Source organism: Streptomyces sp. NPDC060002 (assembly GCF_042737245.1).
Taxonomy (GTDB): domain Bacteria; phylum Actinomycetota; class Actinomycetes; order Streptomycetales; family Streptomycetaceae; genus Streptomyces.
On sequence record NZ_JBHWUW010000040.1, the window covers coordinates 1 to 15140 of the forward strand.

Genomic DNA, 15140 nt, shown 5'->3' on the forward strand with positions numbered 1-15140 from the left:
ATGTGGTCCAGGACGGTGTCGTTGGCCTGGTCGGCCAGCGCGCGCACCAGCGTGTTCTTCGTCGTCGAGCGGACCTTCGCCACCGTGTTGAAGATAGAACCGTGCGTCATGCGCAGGATGTTGGCGAAGTCGACGTCGAACTGCTTGCCCTGGTCGGCCTTGAGGGTGTTGACGAACCCTTCCTGCTGTGGACTGGCCACGTTGGGAAGGGTGACGTTCAGCATCGGCGCGATCTTGAGGCAGGTGGTGTCCAGCGCCGCGTGGCCGTCGATGAGGTGCTGGCTGGCGGTGATGACGCCCTTGCTCTGCCCCTTCTGGAGCCCGATCTGCCCGACCGGGTACTCCCACAGACCTGCCGCGCGCACCGCCACGACGAAGGCGCGGTCGCTTTCCGTCAGCGGACCCCACTGGGTGTTGGCGATGATCCGGTCGCCCGAAGCCGACACGGTGTCAAGTCCGAGCATCGATGGGTAGGCCAGCGCGCTGAGTGTCAGCGTCAGCGCACCGCCGACGAACAGGGTTCCCATCATGTTTCGCGAAATTGGCACCGTGCCTCCTGCCCGGTCGGGGGTACCGCCGATATGTCGATGTGCCGTGCCCGTGGAGGACGGCACACAGGAGTACGGACGCGGGGCCGAACGTACTCACCGTCCTGAGCGAAAAGTTGATGGACGGGGCAGCCGGGCAGGGATAAGTTCCCATAAGGAACCCGGTGAAGCCCGTGCAGATCGTGGGCGTCCAAGGCTTCGACGGTTTCGTACCGGCGCTGGTGACGGACTGACGAGGGGGCGTGGGGCGTGGGGATGACGGTCGGGCGATTGGCCGGGATCACGTACTACCCGGTGAAGGGATGCGCGGGCACGGAGCTCTCGGCGGCGGAGCTGACGAGCACCGGTCTGCCGCACGACCGCACGTACGCGATCGCCGACGAGAAGGGCGAGCTGCGCTGGCAGTGGGGCGACCCCGGCCTTGCCCTGATCACACCGGAACTGACGGGGGGCGAGCTGACGTTGCGGGCACCCGGCCGCGACCCGGTGCGGGCGGACGGCACGGACGTGCACGACTGGCTCACGGACGTACTGGGCACCCCGAGCACCCTGGTCCGGCCCCCGGCCGGCAACAATGGCCGTCTGCACCTCGTCTCCCGGGCCAGCCTGGACGCCCTGAACCACCGGATCACCGAACGCGGAGCCACCCCCCTCCCGATGAACCGCTTCCGGCCCAACCTGGTGGTGGACGGCTGGGACACCCCCCACACGGAGGACGGCGCCGCCCGCCTCACCATCGCCGGCGCGGAGCTGGCCTTCACCGAGGACACGATCCGCTGCGCCATCACGATGGTCGACCAGCGCACCGGCCGCCGCTCGGGCCCGGAACCGCTGCGCACCCTCGCGGACTACCGCCGGGCGGACAGGGGCGGAGTCGCCTTCGGCGCCTACTTCGAGGTACGGCGAGAGGGGAAGGTGTCGGTCGGCGACGAGGTGGTGGTGGTGACCTCGGGCACGAGTGCGGATGCGAGTCAGGGTGCGGGTCCGGATGCGGGTCAGGGTGCGAGTCCGGGTGAGGGTGACGGTGGCGGTGCGGGATCGGCTTCGAGAGGGACGCCCCGCCACAGCGCGCGTACGGCGGAGGCGCCGTCGTCGGACAGGTGATCCTCCGGCACGGCCCAGACCCGCACCGTCGTGCCGTCGGCGGTGACCGTGGGCCACCCCGGGTCACCGCGGGCGGCGAAGTCGGCCCAGGCGCGGAGCATGCGCCGGGACAGTGCCCGGTCCTGTGCGTCGGGGGCGCCGCCGATGAGGAAGTCGGCGCCCGCCGCGTCCAGATTGCCGAACGCGAAGGGGATGTCGGCGGTGTGCCAGGGCCGGGTCCCGCCACCGGGACGCGCGCGCCTGCGGGCGAACCGCGACAGATACGCCCTGCCGCCGGCCCGCGCGTGCTGCTCGGCGAGCCGGCTGCTGTACTCGCCGAACACCGCGTCGCCGAAGAGCGCCAGGTAGCGGTCCAGCACGGGAGCGTCCGGCATCAGCGCGCGGTATCCGGCGACCATCCGGGCGGGCAGGGCGAGGGCTTCGGCGAAGTCCGCGAGGTCCGGCTCCGAGGAGACCTCCCGCACCGCGCCGACATCCACCGGATGTCCGCCGCCCCCGAGCCGTTCCCGAGCCCGCCCCCGAGCCGTCCCCGAGCCGTTCCCGAGCCCGCCCCCGAGCCGTCCCCGACCCCGTTCCCGAGGCCGCCCCCGAGCCGTTCCCGAGCCCGCCCCCGAGCCGTCCCCGAGCCGTCCCCGAGCCGTCCCCGACCCCGTCCCCGAGGCCGCCCCCGAGCCGTCCCCGAGCCCGGCTTCGAGCCGTCCCCGAGCCCGCCGCCGAGGCCGGTCTCGCGGCTGGTCAGAGGGTGCGCAGGAAGTCCGTGACGACGGCGGTGAACTCCTCGGGCTTCTCCATGTTGGGGTAGTGCCCGGTGCCCTCGATGAGCACGGACCGGCCGTCGCGGACGCTGTCGGCCAGGCGCTGCGCCGCGGCGATCACGTCGGGGGTGTCCAGGGCGCCGTTCACGGTGAGCACGGGGACGTCGATCCCGGGCAGCCGCGACCAGGTGTCGGTGACCGGGACGTGCCAGTCCTTCTCTCCGGGCGTGTGCTTGGAGACGGTGTTCAGGGCCATCTCGCTCAGTCGGCGCGTGATGTCCGGGTCCACCTCGTCGAGGGTGCGGTGCGGGCCGGGCACATAGTTCAGGAACGCCTTCAGCCAGCCCTCGATGTCACCGGCGGCCAGGGCACGGGCCGTCTCGGCCTGCATCGCCCGGTGCCAGGGGTCGGTGTCCTGGAACTCGCCGGTCGAGGCGCCGCACACGACGGCCGCGCGGGCCAGCTCCGGACGTTCGAGCAGGGTGTCGCTGACGATCAGGCCTCCCATCGAGACGCCGACCAGCACCGCGGGGCCCGCGTCGAGGTGGTGCAGCAGCGCGGCGAGGTCGTCGGTCCAGCGGAAGGGCCGGGTCGCGTTGGCGGAGGCGCCGTGGCCCCGTACGTCCGCCGCGATCACCCGGTGCGTGGAGGCGAGCGCCGGGATCACCGCGTCGAAGACACGGTGATCGACGTATCCCGAGTGGAGCAGGACCACGAGTTCTCCGGCGCCGGCCTCGCGGTAGGCGAGGTCCCCGTCGGCGGAGGCGAAGTACTTCATGTCCGAAGCAGCAGTCATGACAACCAAGGTGTCATCCTGAGCGATTTTTGGCAACCAAGGTGTCATGTTTTCCGGGTGCATCATGTGGGAGTGAACGACAAACCGTCTTTCCCCGCCGACGCCCCCCTCCCGCCCGACGAGCTCGGCCACCGGCTCACCGAGGTCTTCGACCTGGTCGGCCCCCTCTACCGCCGCGCCCTGCGCAAGGTCGAACAGGGCGAGGCAGTCGAGGGCGCCTCCGTCGGGGTGCGCTCCGTGCTCGATCTGCTGCGCCGCAAAGGAGACCTGACGGTCCCGCAGCTGAGCCGGATCCAGGCGCTGAGCCGGCAGTTCGTGCAGCGCATGGTGAACGACGCGGTGGCGCACGGGTGGGTGGAGACCCTGCCCAACCCAGCGCACCAGCGCTCGTCCCTGATCCGGATCACCGAGGAGGGCCGGAGCCTGATCACCACTGTCCTGGGCCGCGAACACATGCTCAACCGCCAGGTCGGGGGCGATCTGAGCGACGCCGAGGTGCGGGCCTGTGTGCGGGTGCTGACGGAGATGCTGAGGACGTTCGACCACGTCGACGACGACGACTGAGAGGCCTCGGCGCGCCCCTGACCGCCCCTGCTCGCTCCTGACGGCCCCTAGATGCCCTCGATGCGCTTCATGCCCTCCATGGCCTTCAGCTGGCGGCGGGTCTGGAGGGCGCGCCTGATCATGTGGATACGGACGGCGGTGAACACGGCGACGGCGAGGCCGAGAGCGGCCCCGATCCACTCGTGGTCCCGGATGGCCGCGTAGAAGAGGAGGCCGCTGAAAGGCACGCCGACGACGACGAGCAGGGGCTCGCGCACCCAGAAGGGGAGAACGCGGAGTACGAGACCGATCATCGGGTCACTTCAGCAGGCGCGGCCTCTGCGTGCTGTGGTGGAGGCCACAATTCCGGGGGTCCCTGTGCGTATGGCGTGCAGAAACTGAGCGAGCGGGGCCGGGGCGGTGGTGAGGACGGCGCCGGGGGCGTCCGACTCACGGAGGTGGAGCGTGGCGGGGGTGGAGGCCAGCTCGACGCAGTCGTTGCCGTCGCCCTCACCGGAGTAGGACGACTTCTGCCAGTGGCCGGGGGCGTTCATGGGGCGCTTCAAAGCTCCTTCGCCAGCTTGTGGATGAAGTCGCGTGACTGTTCGGGTTCCAGCGACACAGCTTCAACCTTACGGAAGCGTGTTCGATAGGCGCTGAGCTGAGCATCGGAATCGATGAAAACGGATCCATGGGGCAGGTCACGAACCACCGTGTCGAGTTTGGGCAGCGGGCCGCCCACGTACGTCATGGTGCTCGAAGCTCTGGAGAAGCCGTCCAGGTCGAAGGGGATGACGCGCAGGGTGATGTGGTCCTTTTGGGAAAGCTCGCCGAGACGCGCGAGTTGAGCCCGTGAGTTGCTGCGGTCGCCGACCCTGATGCGTAGTGCCGCTTCGTGGATCACCACCTCGTAGGGGATGGTCATCCTTTGTCGATTCAGGCGGTGCCGGACGCGCAGCTCGATCTCTTCGGGGGTGAGTTCAGGCACCCGTGATGAGAACACGGCTCGAGCGTAGCCCTCTGTCTGCAGTAGGCCGGGCACGAAAAGGATGGCCACCTCGCGCCGGAACAAGGCGTGGTGGTCCAGCTCGGACAGGTCCAGGAACGGAGTGGGCAGCAGGCCCCGGTACTCCTCCCACCAGCCGCGTGTCCGGTCCGTGGCCATGGCCACCAGGGCGTCGATGAACTCGTCGTCTGTGCAGGAGTAGTGGGACGCGAGACGCCGGAGCCGCTTCTCGCTCACACCCGCGAGTCCGGACTCGATATGAGTGATCTGGGCGGGGCTCACCCCGAGCAGCGCCGCAGCCTGGCGTGCATTGAGATCCGCCGCCTCTCGAAGCCTGCGCAGTTCGGTTGCCACACGCGTCTGACGTGCCGTTGGTTCGCGCCTCAAGGCTGGGCCGCTCCTAGGTTCAACGCGCCTGCATGCGCGACTCGTTCGGCGTCAGATTACGCGATCGGCTTGCAGCGTCTCTAGATTTAGATCTACCGTCGGTGACGTACCGCACACGCTGCGGAAGTGCACCGCTTCGTCCTGCCATGACGGCTGCGGCAATGCCACCGCGCGTAAATCCCCTCACGTCACTCGGAGTTGACGCATGTCCGATCCCTGGGAGTACTCCCTCTACATCCCCAGCGACCCCCGCGCCGTCACGGTCTGCCGTCGCACCCTGCGTCTGATCCTCACCCTGCACGGTCTGATCCACCTGGTCGACGCAGCGGAGCTGCTCGCCTCGGAGCTGGTCTCCAACGCCGTACTGCACACCAAGGGCCCGGCCTGCCTTCGTCTCCGCTTCCGGGACGGCGTCCTCCAGATCGGTGCCTGGGACGCGGACCCCGAGCCGCCCGAGCCGCCGGGACCGCTGGAGGACCTCGCCGACGCCGAGAACGGGCGCGGGATGGCCCTCGTCCGGGCCTGCTCGGACCTCTGGCACTGGCAGCCGCTGTCCCGGATGGGCCACCGGGGCAAGTTGGTGTGGTGCGAACTAAACGCGGCGTAGCTCGTTGATCACGTCGGACAGAAAGGAGAGCCGATGGTCGGCTCGTCGCACGAGGCACTGCACCGGATCTTCCAGAAGGATCCGGCACTCCTGACCCGTGCTCTGCAAGAGGTATTGCACGTGCCCTTCCCGGAGCCACGTGAGTTCGCAGCCATGAACATCGACCTGACCGAGATCGAGCCCATCGAGCGGCGTGTGGACACGCTGCTGCGGGCCGAGACCGACGAGGGAAGCTACCTGCTGGTCGTCGAGTCGCAGGGCCAGCCGGACGAGAGGAAGCGTGGCAGTTGGCCGTACTACCTCGCCTTTCTCCGCGAGAAGTTCCGCTGTGAGCCGGTGTTGATCGTCGTCACGCAGAACAGTGCGACCGCCCGGTGGGCGGCGGAGCCCATCTATCTCGGGGTGCCCGGACGGCCGTCCATGGCGGTGTGGCCGTTCGTGCTTGGCCCCGACAACGTGCCAGTGATCGCAGACGTGCGCGAGGCCGCGCGGAACGTCACTCTTGCGGTGTTTTCTGCGATGACACACGGTCGCGGCCCGATGGCCGCGGGCATACTGGAATCGCTGGCAGCAGCCCTGCGGACCATCGACGAGGACAGCGCCGCGGTGCTCGTGCAGTTCGTCGACTCATGCCTGACCGACCCCCAGGCACAGCAGATGTGGAGGGACCTGATGACGACGATGCAGTACTTCTGGCGGCACCCGCTCGCCGAGCAGGTACGCGGGCAGGGCCTCGAGCAGGGCCTCGAGCAGGGCCTCGAGCAGGGCCGGATTCGGGATCGGGCCGAGATGACCCTGAACATCCTGCGCTGGCGTGGCATCGACGTCCCCGACCACATCCGCGAGCGGGTCGAATCGTGCACCGACTTCGACCAACTGACTGTCTGGTCCGAGCGCGCCGTCCACGCCACCACCGCCGACGACCTCTTCGCGGATCCGAACGGATGACACCGGGGCTTCCTCGGTTGGTGAACCGTTGACCGGCTCGACGAAACGTTGACCACTTCGCGGAGGAGTGCGGACGAACGGAAGGGCGAGTCATGGCGAACCCCCGACCTAGATTCGCCGCATGTCCATGCCACAGCGGCCCCACCAGCCCGTCAGGGCTGCCGCCACGCTCCCCGTGCTTCCCTACCGCAAGCCCGCCAAGGGCCGCGACTACTGGGTCATCGACGACGTCTTCCCCGAGGCCGACATCACCGCGATCCGTGAGCGCTGTCTCGCCAAGGACGACTGGGTCAAGGGCTACCCGTACACCTCGCAGAGCTGGCCCGGACTGCGCGCCATGCCCGGTCTCGAACCCGGTGAACTCGGGCGGGTGGAGCGGCTGGTGAGGAAGGCGACGGGGGCCGGGAAGCTGTGGGTGCAGCGGGCGCCCGGCGGCGGGACCCTCAACCACAACTGCATCCAGGTGGTGGGGGAGGGCGAGAGCACTCCCCGGCCGCACTCCGACTCGCGGGCACTGTGCCGGTACGCGGCCGTGCTGTATCTCAACCCGGCCGTCCCCAAGGACTGCGGCACCAGCTTCTACCGGCAGTCCCTGCCCGGCGGGCGGCTCGGCGGCAACGTCGTCCAGGCCCCGCACAACAACCTCGTCGAGGCGCTCGGCACCCGGTTCGTCGCACCGGACGCCTTCGAGGAGGACGTACGGGTCCCCCACAAGCACAACCGGCTGCTCCTCTACAACGCCAACCTCGTGCACAGCGCGACCGGTTACTCCGGTACGACGCTGGAGGAGAAGCGGATGACGGCCGTCTTCTTCTGGATGGCGTGAGCCCCGGAGGTTCCGCACACCGCGGTCAGTACCGCACCGCCCGGGCCACCTCCGCCTTCACCTCGCCGGACAGCGTGCGGTTGCTGCGGGCCGTCTGCTTGCCGGTCTTGCCCGCGGCCACGTCGGAGATGGTGGTGACGACCGTGTCGAGCCGGTTGCCGGAGGAGTCGGTGAAGTCGACCTGGACGGCGAAGGACTTCGACGCGTCGGTGGTGTTGGAGACGGTGACCTCGACGGTCGCCCGGCCGTCCTGGCCGGTGTCCGGGGTGCCGAGTCCGACGTCGGACTTCACGTCGACGCCGTCCTTGATCTCGCCCAGCCGCTCGCTCGCCTTCGCCGACGCCGACGCGAGCGCCGACGCTCCCCCGGAAGCGAGGTCGGAGGCGAAGCCGGAGGCGAGGGAGGACGCGGCCGCGGTGGCTTCCCTGCCCAGCGACTCGGCCGCCGAGGCGGCCTTGCTGGCGGCGGACGACACCGACGAGGGGGTGTCTTCGTCCGAGCAGCCGGTGAGCACGGTGGCGCAGCAGATCGCCGCCGTCGTCAGCAGCACGCCCTTGGTGCGTCGCATCTTGTCTCCTCCTGAGGGGTCCGCGGGCCTTCCTCCAGTGAAGGGGTGGTCCCGCCCGTCCGCATGCCGGGTCACCCGTACGGCGCACCCCCGTGGTGGCGGCCCTCGTCCGGACGGAGGGTCGGTGCTGAACACCGACGAACACCGACCTCCCGACGAACACCGACGACCCGACGAACACCGACGACCCGACGAACACCGACACACAGACGGGACAGCGCCATGAGTGATCAGCCGCACTCCAAGCCGTCGCAGGGGCCCCGGGTGTGGGACCCGTCCCACCAGGGCACCGGTACGCCGGGCCGGACCCCACCCCCGTCGGAGTGGAACGGACTGGCCGCCGGAGGGGTCGTGTTCGGGGGCGTGCTCATGTTCGTGAGCGGTGTCCTCGCCGTCTTCCAGGGCATCGCCGCGATCGCCAACGACGACGTCTACTCCCGCGTCGGCAGCTACGTCTACGAGATGAACCTCACCGGCTGGGGCTGGGTCCTGCTGATCGTGGGCATCGTGGCCGCGGTGACCGGCTATGGGCTGCTCAGCGGGAGCGAGTGGGCCGGATGGGCCCGGATCAGCGGCATCGCGCTGGCCTCGCTGAGCCTGATCCTCCAGTTCCTGTTCCTGCCGTACGCGCCGTTCTGGGCGGTCATCCAGATCGCCATCGACGTGTTCGTGATCTGGGCGCTGGCCGCCTACCACCCCCGCCAGGCGTAGTACGTCCCCGGCCACCCGGCGCCACCGCCCGCGATCAGGGCATCGCGGACGCCCCGGCGACCTGGACGGCCTTCCGGCGCAGCCAGGGCAGGGGCGCTACCGCGGATCCGACGTACGGGGTGATCCGCACCTCGAAGTGCAGGTGCGGGCCGGTGACGTTGCCGGTCGCGCCGGACAGGCCGATGCGCTGGCCGGCCCTCACATGCCCGCCCTTGCGCACGTCGATGCGCGACAGATGGGCGTACTGCGTGAAGTAGCCGTCGCGGTGGCGGATCACGACCTGGTTGCCGAAACCGTCGCCGCAGGTCGTGGCGCGGACGGTGCCGGAGCCGACGGCGTACACGGGGGTGCCGGAGTCCACGGCGAAGTCCTGGCCGGTGTGCCGGTGGGCCCAGCGGGAGCCCTTGGCGGCGTAGCCCGCGGAGAGCCAGTAGCGGCGGGCCGGGGCCGTCCAGGGTCGGGCGCGCCGCTCCGGCGGGCGGCTCCGGTCGCCGAACGGACAGCGGCTGTCCCGTCCGGACGGATCGACGGCGACCGGGTCGCCGGAGCTTCTCCCGGTGGTCCACAGCAGGTCCCACAGTCCGGCGCGGACGGCCCTACGACGGCGTTCGGCGTCCTTGACCTCGGTGGGAGACGCGTCGGACTCGCGCAGCCGGTCCACCTGCGCGCGAGCGCGTTCGTGCGCGCGGACGGCACGGGAGGCCTCCTTGCGGAACCCGTCTCCGCCGGCTCTCGCGGGCACGGCTGCGAGCGCGAGCAGGAGGAATGCGAGCAGCAGGAGCGCGAGCGGCGCGGCCCCGGTCGTGCCCCCGGTCGCGGTACGGAGGCGCGCCCGCGTTCGCGTTCGCGGGAGACGCGCGTGGTGTTCTCGTCCCATAGTGTGATCATCGGACCGGTGGGGCGGCCGGGAACGGCACGCGGCCCGCGTGGCGGCCGGGTTCAGCCGAACGGCCCCCCGACCAGGGACCGGTACACGGCCGACGACCGTGGATTGCCGGAGCACCGCCACACACCGTGCGGGCAGTAGTCGCTGATGGTCTGGTACAGCGGCCGGTGCTCGGCGAACCAGGTGAGCATGCCCCGCACGTACTCCGGGTTGTCGCCGTTGCGGTACAGCCCCCACTCGGGATACGAGACCGGCTTGCCGTGCGCCCGCGCGAACCGCACGTGCGCGGCGAGCCCGTACGGCTCGGCGACCTGTTCCTCGAAGGACACACCGTGCGGCTGGTCGTAGGCGTCCATGCCGATGACGTCGACGTACCGGTCGCCGGGATAGCACTCGGACCAGGGGACTGCGTCCAGCCCGCGACTGGGCGTGAACTCGAACCGGAACCGCTGCCCGCCGTCCACGGACCGCATGGCGTCGACGATCCGCGCCCAGTACCGCTTCCAGGCCTGTGGGTCGGGCCCGCACCGATGGGTGTAGGTGATCCCGTTCATCTCCCACCCCACCACCAGCACGGCATCGGGCACCCCGAGCGCGACGAGCCGCCGGGCCAGCACCCGGAAGTGCCCGTCGTACTCCCCGCGCGCCCCTCTGCGCAGCTCGTCCCGCACGACCTGGTCGGACACATGCTCCTCGGTGCCCTCCAGCATCGGCACGTTGAGCACGAACATCCGGTCGGCGCGCTCCTGCCGCCACCGCGCCCAGTACTCCAGATACCCGGGCGCCCCCTCGATGTTGCTCCACCGGTCGCCCGGCAGATACGCGTGCCCGACCCGGGGCGTGGCCGCCCCGAGCCACCCGTCGAGCGCCGCGATCCGCCGCACACCGGCGGCGTCGTACCCCACATACGCCCCGAAGGCCCCGGGCGGCGCACCGACTCCCCGCCCGACGGGGACGGAGGCCGGCCCGGCGAGCAGGGCACAGGCGACGAGGAGGGAGGTCAGCGGAGCCCGCAGGGCGCGAAGGGAGCGAAGGAAGCGAAACACCGGCTCATGATGGAGCCGCCGCCTCCGCCCCCACCCCGAACCCGCCACGGAACCACCCGGACCGGGGACGGGAAAGGGGTCGGCGACGGGGCTCGCGCACCAGGAACACGTCCACGGCGTCCTCGTGTTCGAACGTGAAGCCGTGCCGCTCGTAGAGGCGGCGGGCCGGACTGCCCCGAAGGACGTCGAGGCGCAGCCGGAGTGCCGAGCGATCGGCCGTCTCGACCAGCTCCCGCAGGGCGGCGGTCCCGATCCCGCGCCCCTGGGCGCGCGGCGCGAGGCAGAAGCGCTCCAGCCAGTGCGCGTCCTCAGCGCTGCTTCCTGATGAACGCGGGCAGCGCCACCCAGATCACCGACTTCGGCAAGCGGATGCTCCGAGACTGCTGGCGCCACCTGAGGCCCCCTTGCAACCTCTGACGCTCATCGGCCGGTTTCTCGCCCAACAGGCAACCCCGACACGCCATTTACCTCTCTCACAGGTTGCTCAAAGCTCCGGCCGGAGTACGAGGGGTGTGTCTGACCCGGCCGGGCCGTGGGCTGTCCAGTCCGATGCCACTGACCATGGCACTCGCAGACGAGGAACCGATGACCAGATCGCAACACCACAAGGGCCTCAAGCGCGCGGCGTTCGCCGCGGGGGCCGCGCTCACCGTCGTGGCCGCCGTCACCGGGTCCGCTCCCGGTGCCGGGGCCGCGCCCGCGAGCCCGGCCGGGACGCCGAAGCTCAAGCTCGTCGCCGCGTCGAAGGCCGTGACCGCCGACCGGTACGAGGGGAGCGCCGGGGTCTACCTCGACCTCGGTACGTACGTCACCGTCGACAACGCTCCGCTGGAGCTGAAGGTGACCCGTAAGTCGTACAAGGACCCGATCGTCGCCCAGCAGATCCTGCGCAACGGGACGAAGGTGACGACGAAGACGCTGCCCGCCGGGCTCGTCAAGGACTTCAGCGGCCTCCCGGACTTCCTGGAGGTCTCCATCAAGAACGCGGCCGGGGCGGAGGTGCAGAAGAGCAAGAGCAACTTCTGCCCGAACAACGCCTCCGGCCGGCTGCGTCCGGACGCCCCGGCCACCTCGCACTATCCGCAGAGCTGCTCCACCAACCCCTTCACGCTCGGCTCGGTCTGGGGTGTGGAGAAGGGCTGGGCGGCCAACACCTCCGCCTTCGACTACGACAGGCCGGTCGACCTGGCCGCGGGTGAGTACACCGTCAAGGTGGCGGTGGCGAAGAAGTACCGCGACCTGTTCGGCATCCCCGACGACCGGCCGACGATCGCGCTGACCGTCCGGGAGATCAGCGACGGTGGGGAAGGCGGAGGCGGCGGCGGAGGTGGGGCCGGTCTTACCGCCCACAGCGCCACCGGCGGCGGCCACGGCGCCTCGCACGACATGGCGGGCATGGAAGGTATGGAAGGCATGGCCGGCATGGGGGGTCATCACTACGGGCCCCGTGGCGCCGACGCCCCCACGCCCGCCGCGCTCTCGCACGCCCTGGAGGCGCGTGGTCTCGCCCACCACCTGGGCGACGGCGCCGGTCACACCGACGGCTCCCGGATCGCTCCCGCGCTGAAGGCAGCCACCAAGCGGCCCACCGGCCGGGCCGGCGTACCGGCGGACGTGCCCAAGCCGGACCTGCGTTCGCTGCCCGCCTGGGACATCGCGGTCACCGACGGCGAGGACGGCGACGTGGCCGGCAAGGACTACCTCGCCTTCAGCGCCAACGTCTGGAACGCCGGCCCCGCGCCGCTCGTCGTGGACGGCTTCCGCAAGCCGGGCGCGGACCTGATGGACTCGTACCAGTACTTCTACGACGCCAAGGGCAAGCAGGTCGGCTACGCGCCCGCCGGCACCATGGAGTGGGACCCGCGCATCGGCCACGAGCACTGGCACTTCACCGACTTCGCCAGCTACCGGCTGCTCGCCGCCGACCAGAAGGAGATCGTCAAGAGCGGCAAGGAGGCGTTCTGCCTCGCCAACACCGACGCCATCGACTACACGGTGAAGAACGCCAACTGGCACCCGTACAACACCGATCTGTCGACCGCCTGCGGCCAGCAGAACTCGATCTCCGTACGGGAGGTCCTCGACGTCGGCTCCGGTGACACGTACACCCAGTACCGTCCCGGCCAGTCCTTCGACATCACCGGCCTGGCGAACGGCACCTACTACATCCAGGTCATCGCCAACCCGGCGAACCGCCTCCAGGAGACCGACACCAAGAACAACGTCTCCCTGCGCAAGGTCGTCCTGGGCGGCACCGAGGGTGCCCGCACGGTCTCGGTCCCGCCGGTCGGCCTGATCAACGCCCCTTAATCCAAGGGAGCGTTGGCGGTGCACATGCCAGGATGAGGGGCGTCATGCGCCCCTCCGCCGCACCCCCGGGTGCCGCCGCCGACGCCTACGACCGGCCGCCGTACCGCGTCCCCCTGCCCCGGCCCGCCTGAGCGGGCCGGGTGCTTGGGTGATCGACGTGCTGCTGCCCTGGCGGCTCGCCCGCCGGATCCACGGCCCGTTCGCGATGTTCCGGTTCAGCGCGACCGACGCGGTCGGGCTCGGGGGATTCGGCGGGCCGCCGGTGGCGGCCGCCCTCGTCGAGCCGGCCGCCGACCCGCTCATCGAAACCGGCCCCGCCGAGGCCGGAGGTCGAACGGACGGCGGGACCACCGCGCCCCCGGTGACCGTGCGACGGTCGGGAACGCCCCGCTTTCACCTGCCCTTTCGGGGCAACCCTGGGGTGGCTCTGTGAGTCTCCTGAGTCATCTGTGCTTTTCAGACGTATTCCTGCACGCGTGTAGGGTTCCGACGTTCGGCGGTGACCAGCGCCGACGATCCGAGCACGGTGTACGGGGTGAAGACAGCCGAGGCGGAGGAGCGAGCGCCGGTGAGCGGGACGAGGAGGCGTGGGCGTACTCCGGTGGAGGCGGCCGGCCGAAGCGGCAGGGGCAGGACCGGCGGGCCCGGTGGCAGGACGGGTGGGCCCGGCGGGACGCGGCTCACGAGGCGGGGGCGGATCCTCGCGTGGGGCGCGGGCGTCACGTCCGTCGTCGTCCTCGGGGTGGGCGGGGTCGGGGCCTGGGTCTACAACGACCTGAACAACAACATCAACTCAGCTGACGTCGACGACAAGCTGGGCGAGAACCGGCCCGAGAACCTCAGTCCCGGCTCGAAGAACATCATGATCGTCGGATCCGACAGCCGTGACGGCGCCAACGCCAAGTACGGCAAGGACCTGACCACCATGCAGTCCGACACGCTGATGGTGCTGCACATCCCGGCCGACCGTAAGTGGGCCTCGGTCGTCTCCTTCCCGCGCGACTCGTGGGTGGAGATACCCAGTTGCGAGAAGGGCGACGGCAGTTCGTCCTCCCCGCACCACTTCAAGATCAACGAGGCGTTCGCGCTCGGCGGCAGCAACGGCAAGGTCGCCGAGGCCGCCGCGTGCAGCATCAAGACCGTCGAGTCCAACACGGGCCTGCGCATCGACCACTTCATGACGGTCGACTTCTCCGGCTTCAAGGGCATGGTCGACGCGCTGGGGGGCATCGAGGTCTGCCCGAAGCAGGCCATCCACGACGAGAAGGCCCACCTGGACCTGGAGGCGGGCTGCCAGACCGTCAAGGGCGAGAAGGCGCTCGGATACGTCCGCACCCGCTACAGCGTGGGCGACGGCTCCGACATCGGACGCATCGGGCGCCAGCAGGAGTTCATGGACGCGCTGGCCAAGAAGGCCAAGTCCAAGCTCACGAGCCCCGACGCCATGTACGGCTTCCTCCAGTCGATCACCAAGTCCCTCACCACCGACCCCGACATGGCCGGCATCCAGCCGCTGTACGGGCTGGCCAACGAGCTCAAGGGGATACCGAGCGACCGCCTGAGCTTCCTCACCGTGCCCAACTACGGGCGCGAGGCCGACCAGCCCACCGACAAGGCCAACATCGTCTGGCAGTACCCGCAGGCCGCCGACCTGTTCACCTCCCTGGCCAAGGACAAGGAGGTCACCAAGCCGCAGTTGGAGGCGGCGAAGAAGAGCGTGGTGTACGCCTCCAGCGTGCGGGTCCAGGTCCTCAACGGCACCGGGGTCTCCGGGCGCGCCGCCGCCGTCGCGGAGAAGCTGAAGGACGCCGGATACACCGTCACCGGCACGGGCAACGCCCCTGCGACGGTGGCCAAAACGACCGTCACCTATCCGGCGGGCCTCGACAGCCAGGCCGCCGTCCTCGCCTCCCGGCTGCCCGGCCGGACGGCCACCGCCGACGCTTCGGCCGCCCCGGGCGTCGTCACCCTGGTCGTCGGACCCGAGTTGAAGGTCGGCGACGTCGCCTGACGGGGTCTCCGGCCTGACGATGTACATGGTCAAGAGCGCCCCGGAGATGCGGTAACCTTGATCTTGAGCCGGTCACCGGAAAGAAAAA

The 15140-nt window shown here is 70.2% G+C and carries 18 protein-coding genes and 1 pseudogene; 9 read left to right on the forward strand and 10 right to left on the reverse strand.

The features are described from left to right. The coding region (locus ACFWBD_RS28835; RefSeq protein ID WP_385673036.1) for a DUF4142 domain-containing protein at nt 1-527 on the reverse strand (527 nt) is incomplete at its 3' end. A 291-nt stretch (nt 528-818) separates the two neighbouring features. Between ACFWBD_RS28835 and ACFWBD_RS28840 the strand changes: the two genes are divergently transcribed. Beyond that, a complete protein-coding gene (locus ACFWBD_RS28840; protein WP_385672821.1) occupies nt 819-1652 on the forward strand; it encodes an MOSC domain-containing protein in 834 nt (277 codons plus the stop codon). Here ACFWBD_RS28840 and ACFWBD_RS28845 read toward each other — a convergent pair. Next, complete coding sequence (locus ACFWBD_RS28845) at nt 1544-2131, reverse strand: carboxylesterase family protein (RefSeq protein ID WP_385672823.1); 588 nt, start codon at nt 2129-2131, stop codon at nt 1544-1546. The genes ACFWBD_RS28840 and ACFWBD_RS28845 overlap by 109 nt on opposite strands. Nucleotides 2132-2387: 256 nt before the next feature. Further along, nucleotides 2388-3203 (reverse strand): alpha/beta fold hydrolase, encoded by an 816-nt coding sequence (locus ACFWBD_RS28850; protein ID WP_385672826.1) that lies wholly within the window; start codon nt 3201-3203, stop codon nt 2388-2390. 72 nt (nt 3204-3275) lie between these two features. Between ACFWBD_RS28850 and ACFWBD_RS28855 the strand changes: the two genes are divergently transcribed. Continuing rightward, entirely contained in the window at nt 3276-3767 is a 492-nt protein-coding gene (locus ACFWBD_RS28855) for a MarR family winged helix-turn-helix transcriptional regulator (protein ID WP_385672829.1), read from the forward strand. A 47-nt stretch (nt 3768-3814) separates the two neighbouring features. Here ACFWBD_RS28855 and ACFWBD_RS28860 read toward each other — a convergent pair whose 3' ends face one another. Genes ACFWBD_RS28860 through ACFWBD_RS28870 form a run of 3 tightly spaced genes read right to left on the reverse strand, consistent with a single transcriptional unit; the run spans nt 3815 to nt 5106 of the window. Then, complete coding sequence (locus tag ACFWBD_RS28860; protein WP_385672832.1) at nt 3815-4060, reverse strand: hypothetical protein; 246 nt, start codon at nt 4058-4060, stop codon at nt 3815-3817. A gap of 9 nt (nt 4061-4069) precedes the next feature. Continuing rightward, nucleotides 4070-4300, reverse strand: a complete 231-nt coding sequence (locus ACFWBD_RS28865; protein WP_385672835.1) for a DUF397 domain-containing protein — start codon at nt 4298-4300, stop codon at nt 4070-4072. Nucleotides 4301-4308: 8 nt separating this feature from the next. Then, the gene (locus tag ACFWBD_RS28870) at nt 4309-5106 is read right to left on the reverse strand and encodes a helix-turn-helix domain-containing protein (RefSeq protein ID WP_385672838.1); all 798 of its coding nucleotides are present in this window, start codon (nt 5104-5106) and stop codon (nt 4309-4311) included. A gap of 238 nt (nt 5107-5344) precedes the next feature. Here ACFWBD_RS28870 and ACFWBD_RS28875 point away from each other — a divergent pair, with 238 nt between their 5' ends. The 3 genes from ACFWBD_RS28875 to ACFWBD_RS28885 all read left to right on the forward strand — a co-directional run bounded on the left by ACFWBD_RS28875 (nt 5345) and on the right by ACFWBD_RS28885 (nt 7520). Next, nucleotides 5345-5746: an ATP-binding protein gene (locus tag ACFWBD_RS28875; protein WP_385672841.1), complete on the forward strand. Its 402-nt coding sequence runs from the start codon at nt 5345-5347 to the stop codon at nt 5744-5746. Nucleotides 5747-5779: 33 nt separating this feature from the next. After that, nucleotides 5780-6694: a hypothetical protein gene (locus tag ACFWBD_RS28880; RefSeq protein ID WP_385672844.1), complete on the forward strand. Its 915-nt coding sequence runs from the start codon at nt 5780-5782 to the stop codon at nt 6692-6694. Between the two features lie 121 nt (nt 6695-6815). Beyond that, a complete protein-coding gene (locus ACFWBD_RS28885; protein ID WP_385672847.1) occupies nt 6816-7520 on the forward strand; it encodes a DUF6445 family protein in 705 nt (234 codons plus the stop codon). A gap of 25 nt (nt 7521-7545) precedes the next feature. On the opposite strand, the gene ACFWBD_RS28890 is transcribed toward ACFWBD_RS28885, so the two are convergent. Beyond that, nucleotides 7546-8088 (reverse strand): FxLYD domain-containing protein, encoded by a 543-nt coding sequence (locus ACFWBD_RS28890; RefSeq protein ID WP_385672850.1) that lies wholly within the window; start codon nt 8086-8088, stop codon nt 7546-7548. Nucleotides 8089-8310: 222 nt separating this feature from the next. On the opposite strand from ACFWBD_RS28890, the gene ACFWBD_RS28895 reads away from it, so the two are divergent. Beyond that, nucleotides 8311-8799, forward strand: a complete 489-nt coding sequence (locus ACFWBD_RS28895; protein ID WP_385672853.1) for a hypothetical protein — start codon at nt 8311-8313, stop codon at nt 8797-8799. A 34-nt stretch (nt 8800-8833) separates the two neighbouring features. On the opposite strand, the gene ACFWBD_RS28900 is transcribed toward ACFWBD_RS28895, so the two are convergent. The 3 genes and pseudogenes from ACFWBD_RS28900 to ACFWBD_RS28910 form a co-directional block, all read right to left on the reverse strand. Next, a complete protein-coding gene (locus tag ACFWBD_RS28900) occupies nt 8834-9676 on the reverse strand; it encodes a M23 family metallopeptidase (protein WP_385672856.1) in 843 nt (280 codons plus the stop codon). Between the two features lie 62 nt (nt 9677-9738). Next, the gene (locus tag ACFWBD_RS28905; protein ID WP_385672859.1) at nt 9739-10731 is read right to left on the reverse strand and encodes a glycoside hydrolase family 26 protein; all 993 of its coding nucleotides are present in this window, start codon (nt 10729-10731) and stop codon (nt 9739-9741) included. A gap of 4 nt (nt 10732-10735) precedes the next feature. After that, nucleotides 10736-11044, reverse strand: a pseudogene (locus tag ACFWBD_RS28910) (GNAT family N-acetyltransferase); the annotation flags it as partial. A gap of 272 nt (nt 11045-11316) precedes the next feature. Here ACFWBD_RS28910 and ACFWBD_RS28915 point away from each other — a divergent pair. The 3 genes from ACFWBD_RS28915 (at nt 11317) to ACFWBD_RS28925 (ending at nt 15052) form a co-directional block, all read left to right on the forward strand. Then, nucleotides 11317-13041: a lysyl oxidase family protein gene (locus ACFWBD_RS28915; RefSeq protein ID WP_385672862.1), complete on the forward strand. Its 1725-nt coding sequence runs from the start codon at nt 11317-11319 to the stop codon at nt 13039-13041. Nucleotides 13042-13189: 148 nt separating this feature from the next. Further along, a complete protein-coding gene (locus tag ACFWBD_RS28920) occupies nt 13190-13474 on the forward strand; it encodes a hypothetical protein (RefSeq protein ID WP_385672865.1) in 285 nt (94 codons plus the stop codon). A 264-nt stretch (nt 13475-13738) separates the two neighbouring features. Beyond that, nucleotides 13739-15052 carry an LCP family protein gene (locus ACFWBD_RS28925; RefSeq protein ID WP_385673039.1) on the forward strand — a complete coding sequence of 438 codons (1314 nt, stop codon included), beginning with the start codon at nt 13739-13741 and terminating at the stop codon, nt 15050-15052. Nucleotides 15053-15140 lie beyond the last annotated feature (88 nt).

Bases quoted from the DNA above. Each gene is read 5' to 3' on its own strand.
- ACFWBD_RS28875 (WP_385672841.1), top strand. From the start codon at position 5,345: ATGTCCGATCCCTGGGAGTACTCCCTCTACATCCCCAGCGACCCCCGC.
- ACFWBD_RS28890 (WP_385672850.1), bottom strand. From the start codon at position 8,088: ATGCGACGCACCAAGGGCGTGCTGCTGACGACGGCGGCGATCTGCTGC.
- ACFWBD_RS28860 (WP_385672832.1), bottom strand. From the start codon at position 4,060: ATGATCGGTCTCGTACTCCGCGTTCTCCCCTTCTGGGTGCGCGAGCCC.
- ACFWBD_RS28915 (WP_385672862.1), top strand. From the start codon at position 11,317: ATGACCAGATCGCAACACCACAAGGGCCTCAAGCGCGCGGCGTTCGCC.
- ACFWBD_RS28895 (WP_385672853.1), top strand. From the start codon at position 8,311: ATGAGTGATCAGCCGCACTCCAAGCCGTCGCAGGGGCCCCGGGTGTGG.
- ACFWBD_RS28900 (WP_385672856.1), bottom strand. From the start codon at position 9,676: ATGGGACGAGAACACCACGCGCGTCTCCCGCGAACGCGAACGCGGGCG.
- ACFWBD_RS28865 (WP_385672835.1), bottom strand. From the start codon at position 4,300: ATGAACGCCCCCGGCCACTGGCAGAAGTCGTCCTACTCCGGTGAGGGC.
- ACFWBD_RS28880 (WP_385672844.1), top strand. From the start codon at position 5,780: ATGGTCGGCTCGTCGCACGAGGCACTGCACCGGATCTTCCAGAAGGAT.
- ACFWBD_RS28885 (WP_385672847.1), top strand. From the start codon at position 6,816: ATGTCCATGCCACAGCGGCCCCACCAGCCCGTCAGGGCTGCCGCCACG.
- ACFWBD_RS28850 (WP_385672826.1), bottom strand. From the start codon at position 3,203: ATGACTGCTGCTTCGGACATGAAGTACTTCGCCTCCGCCGACGGGGAC.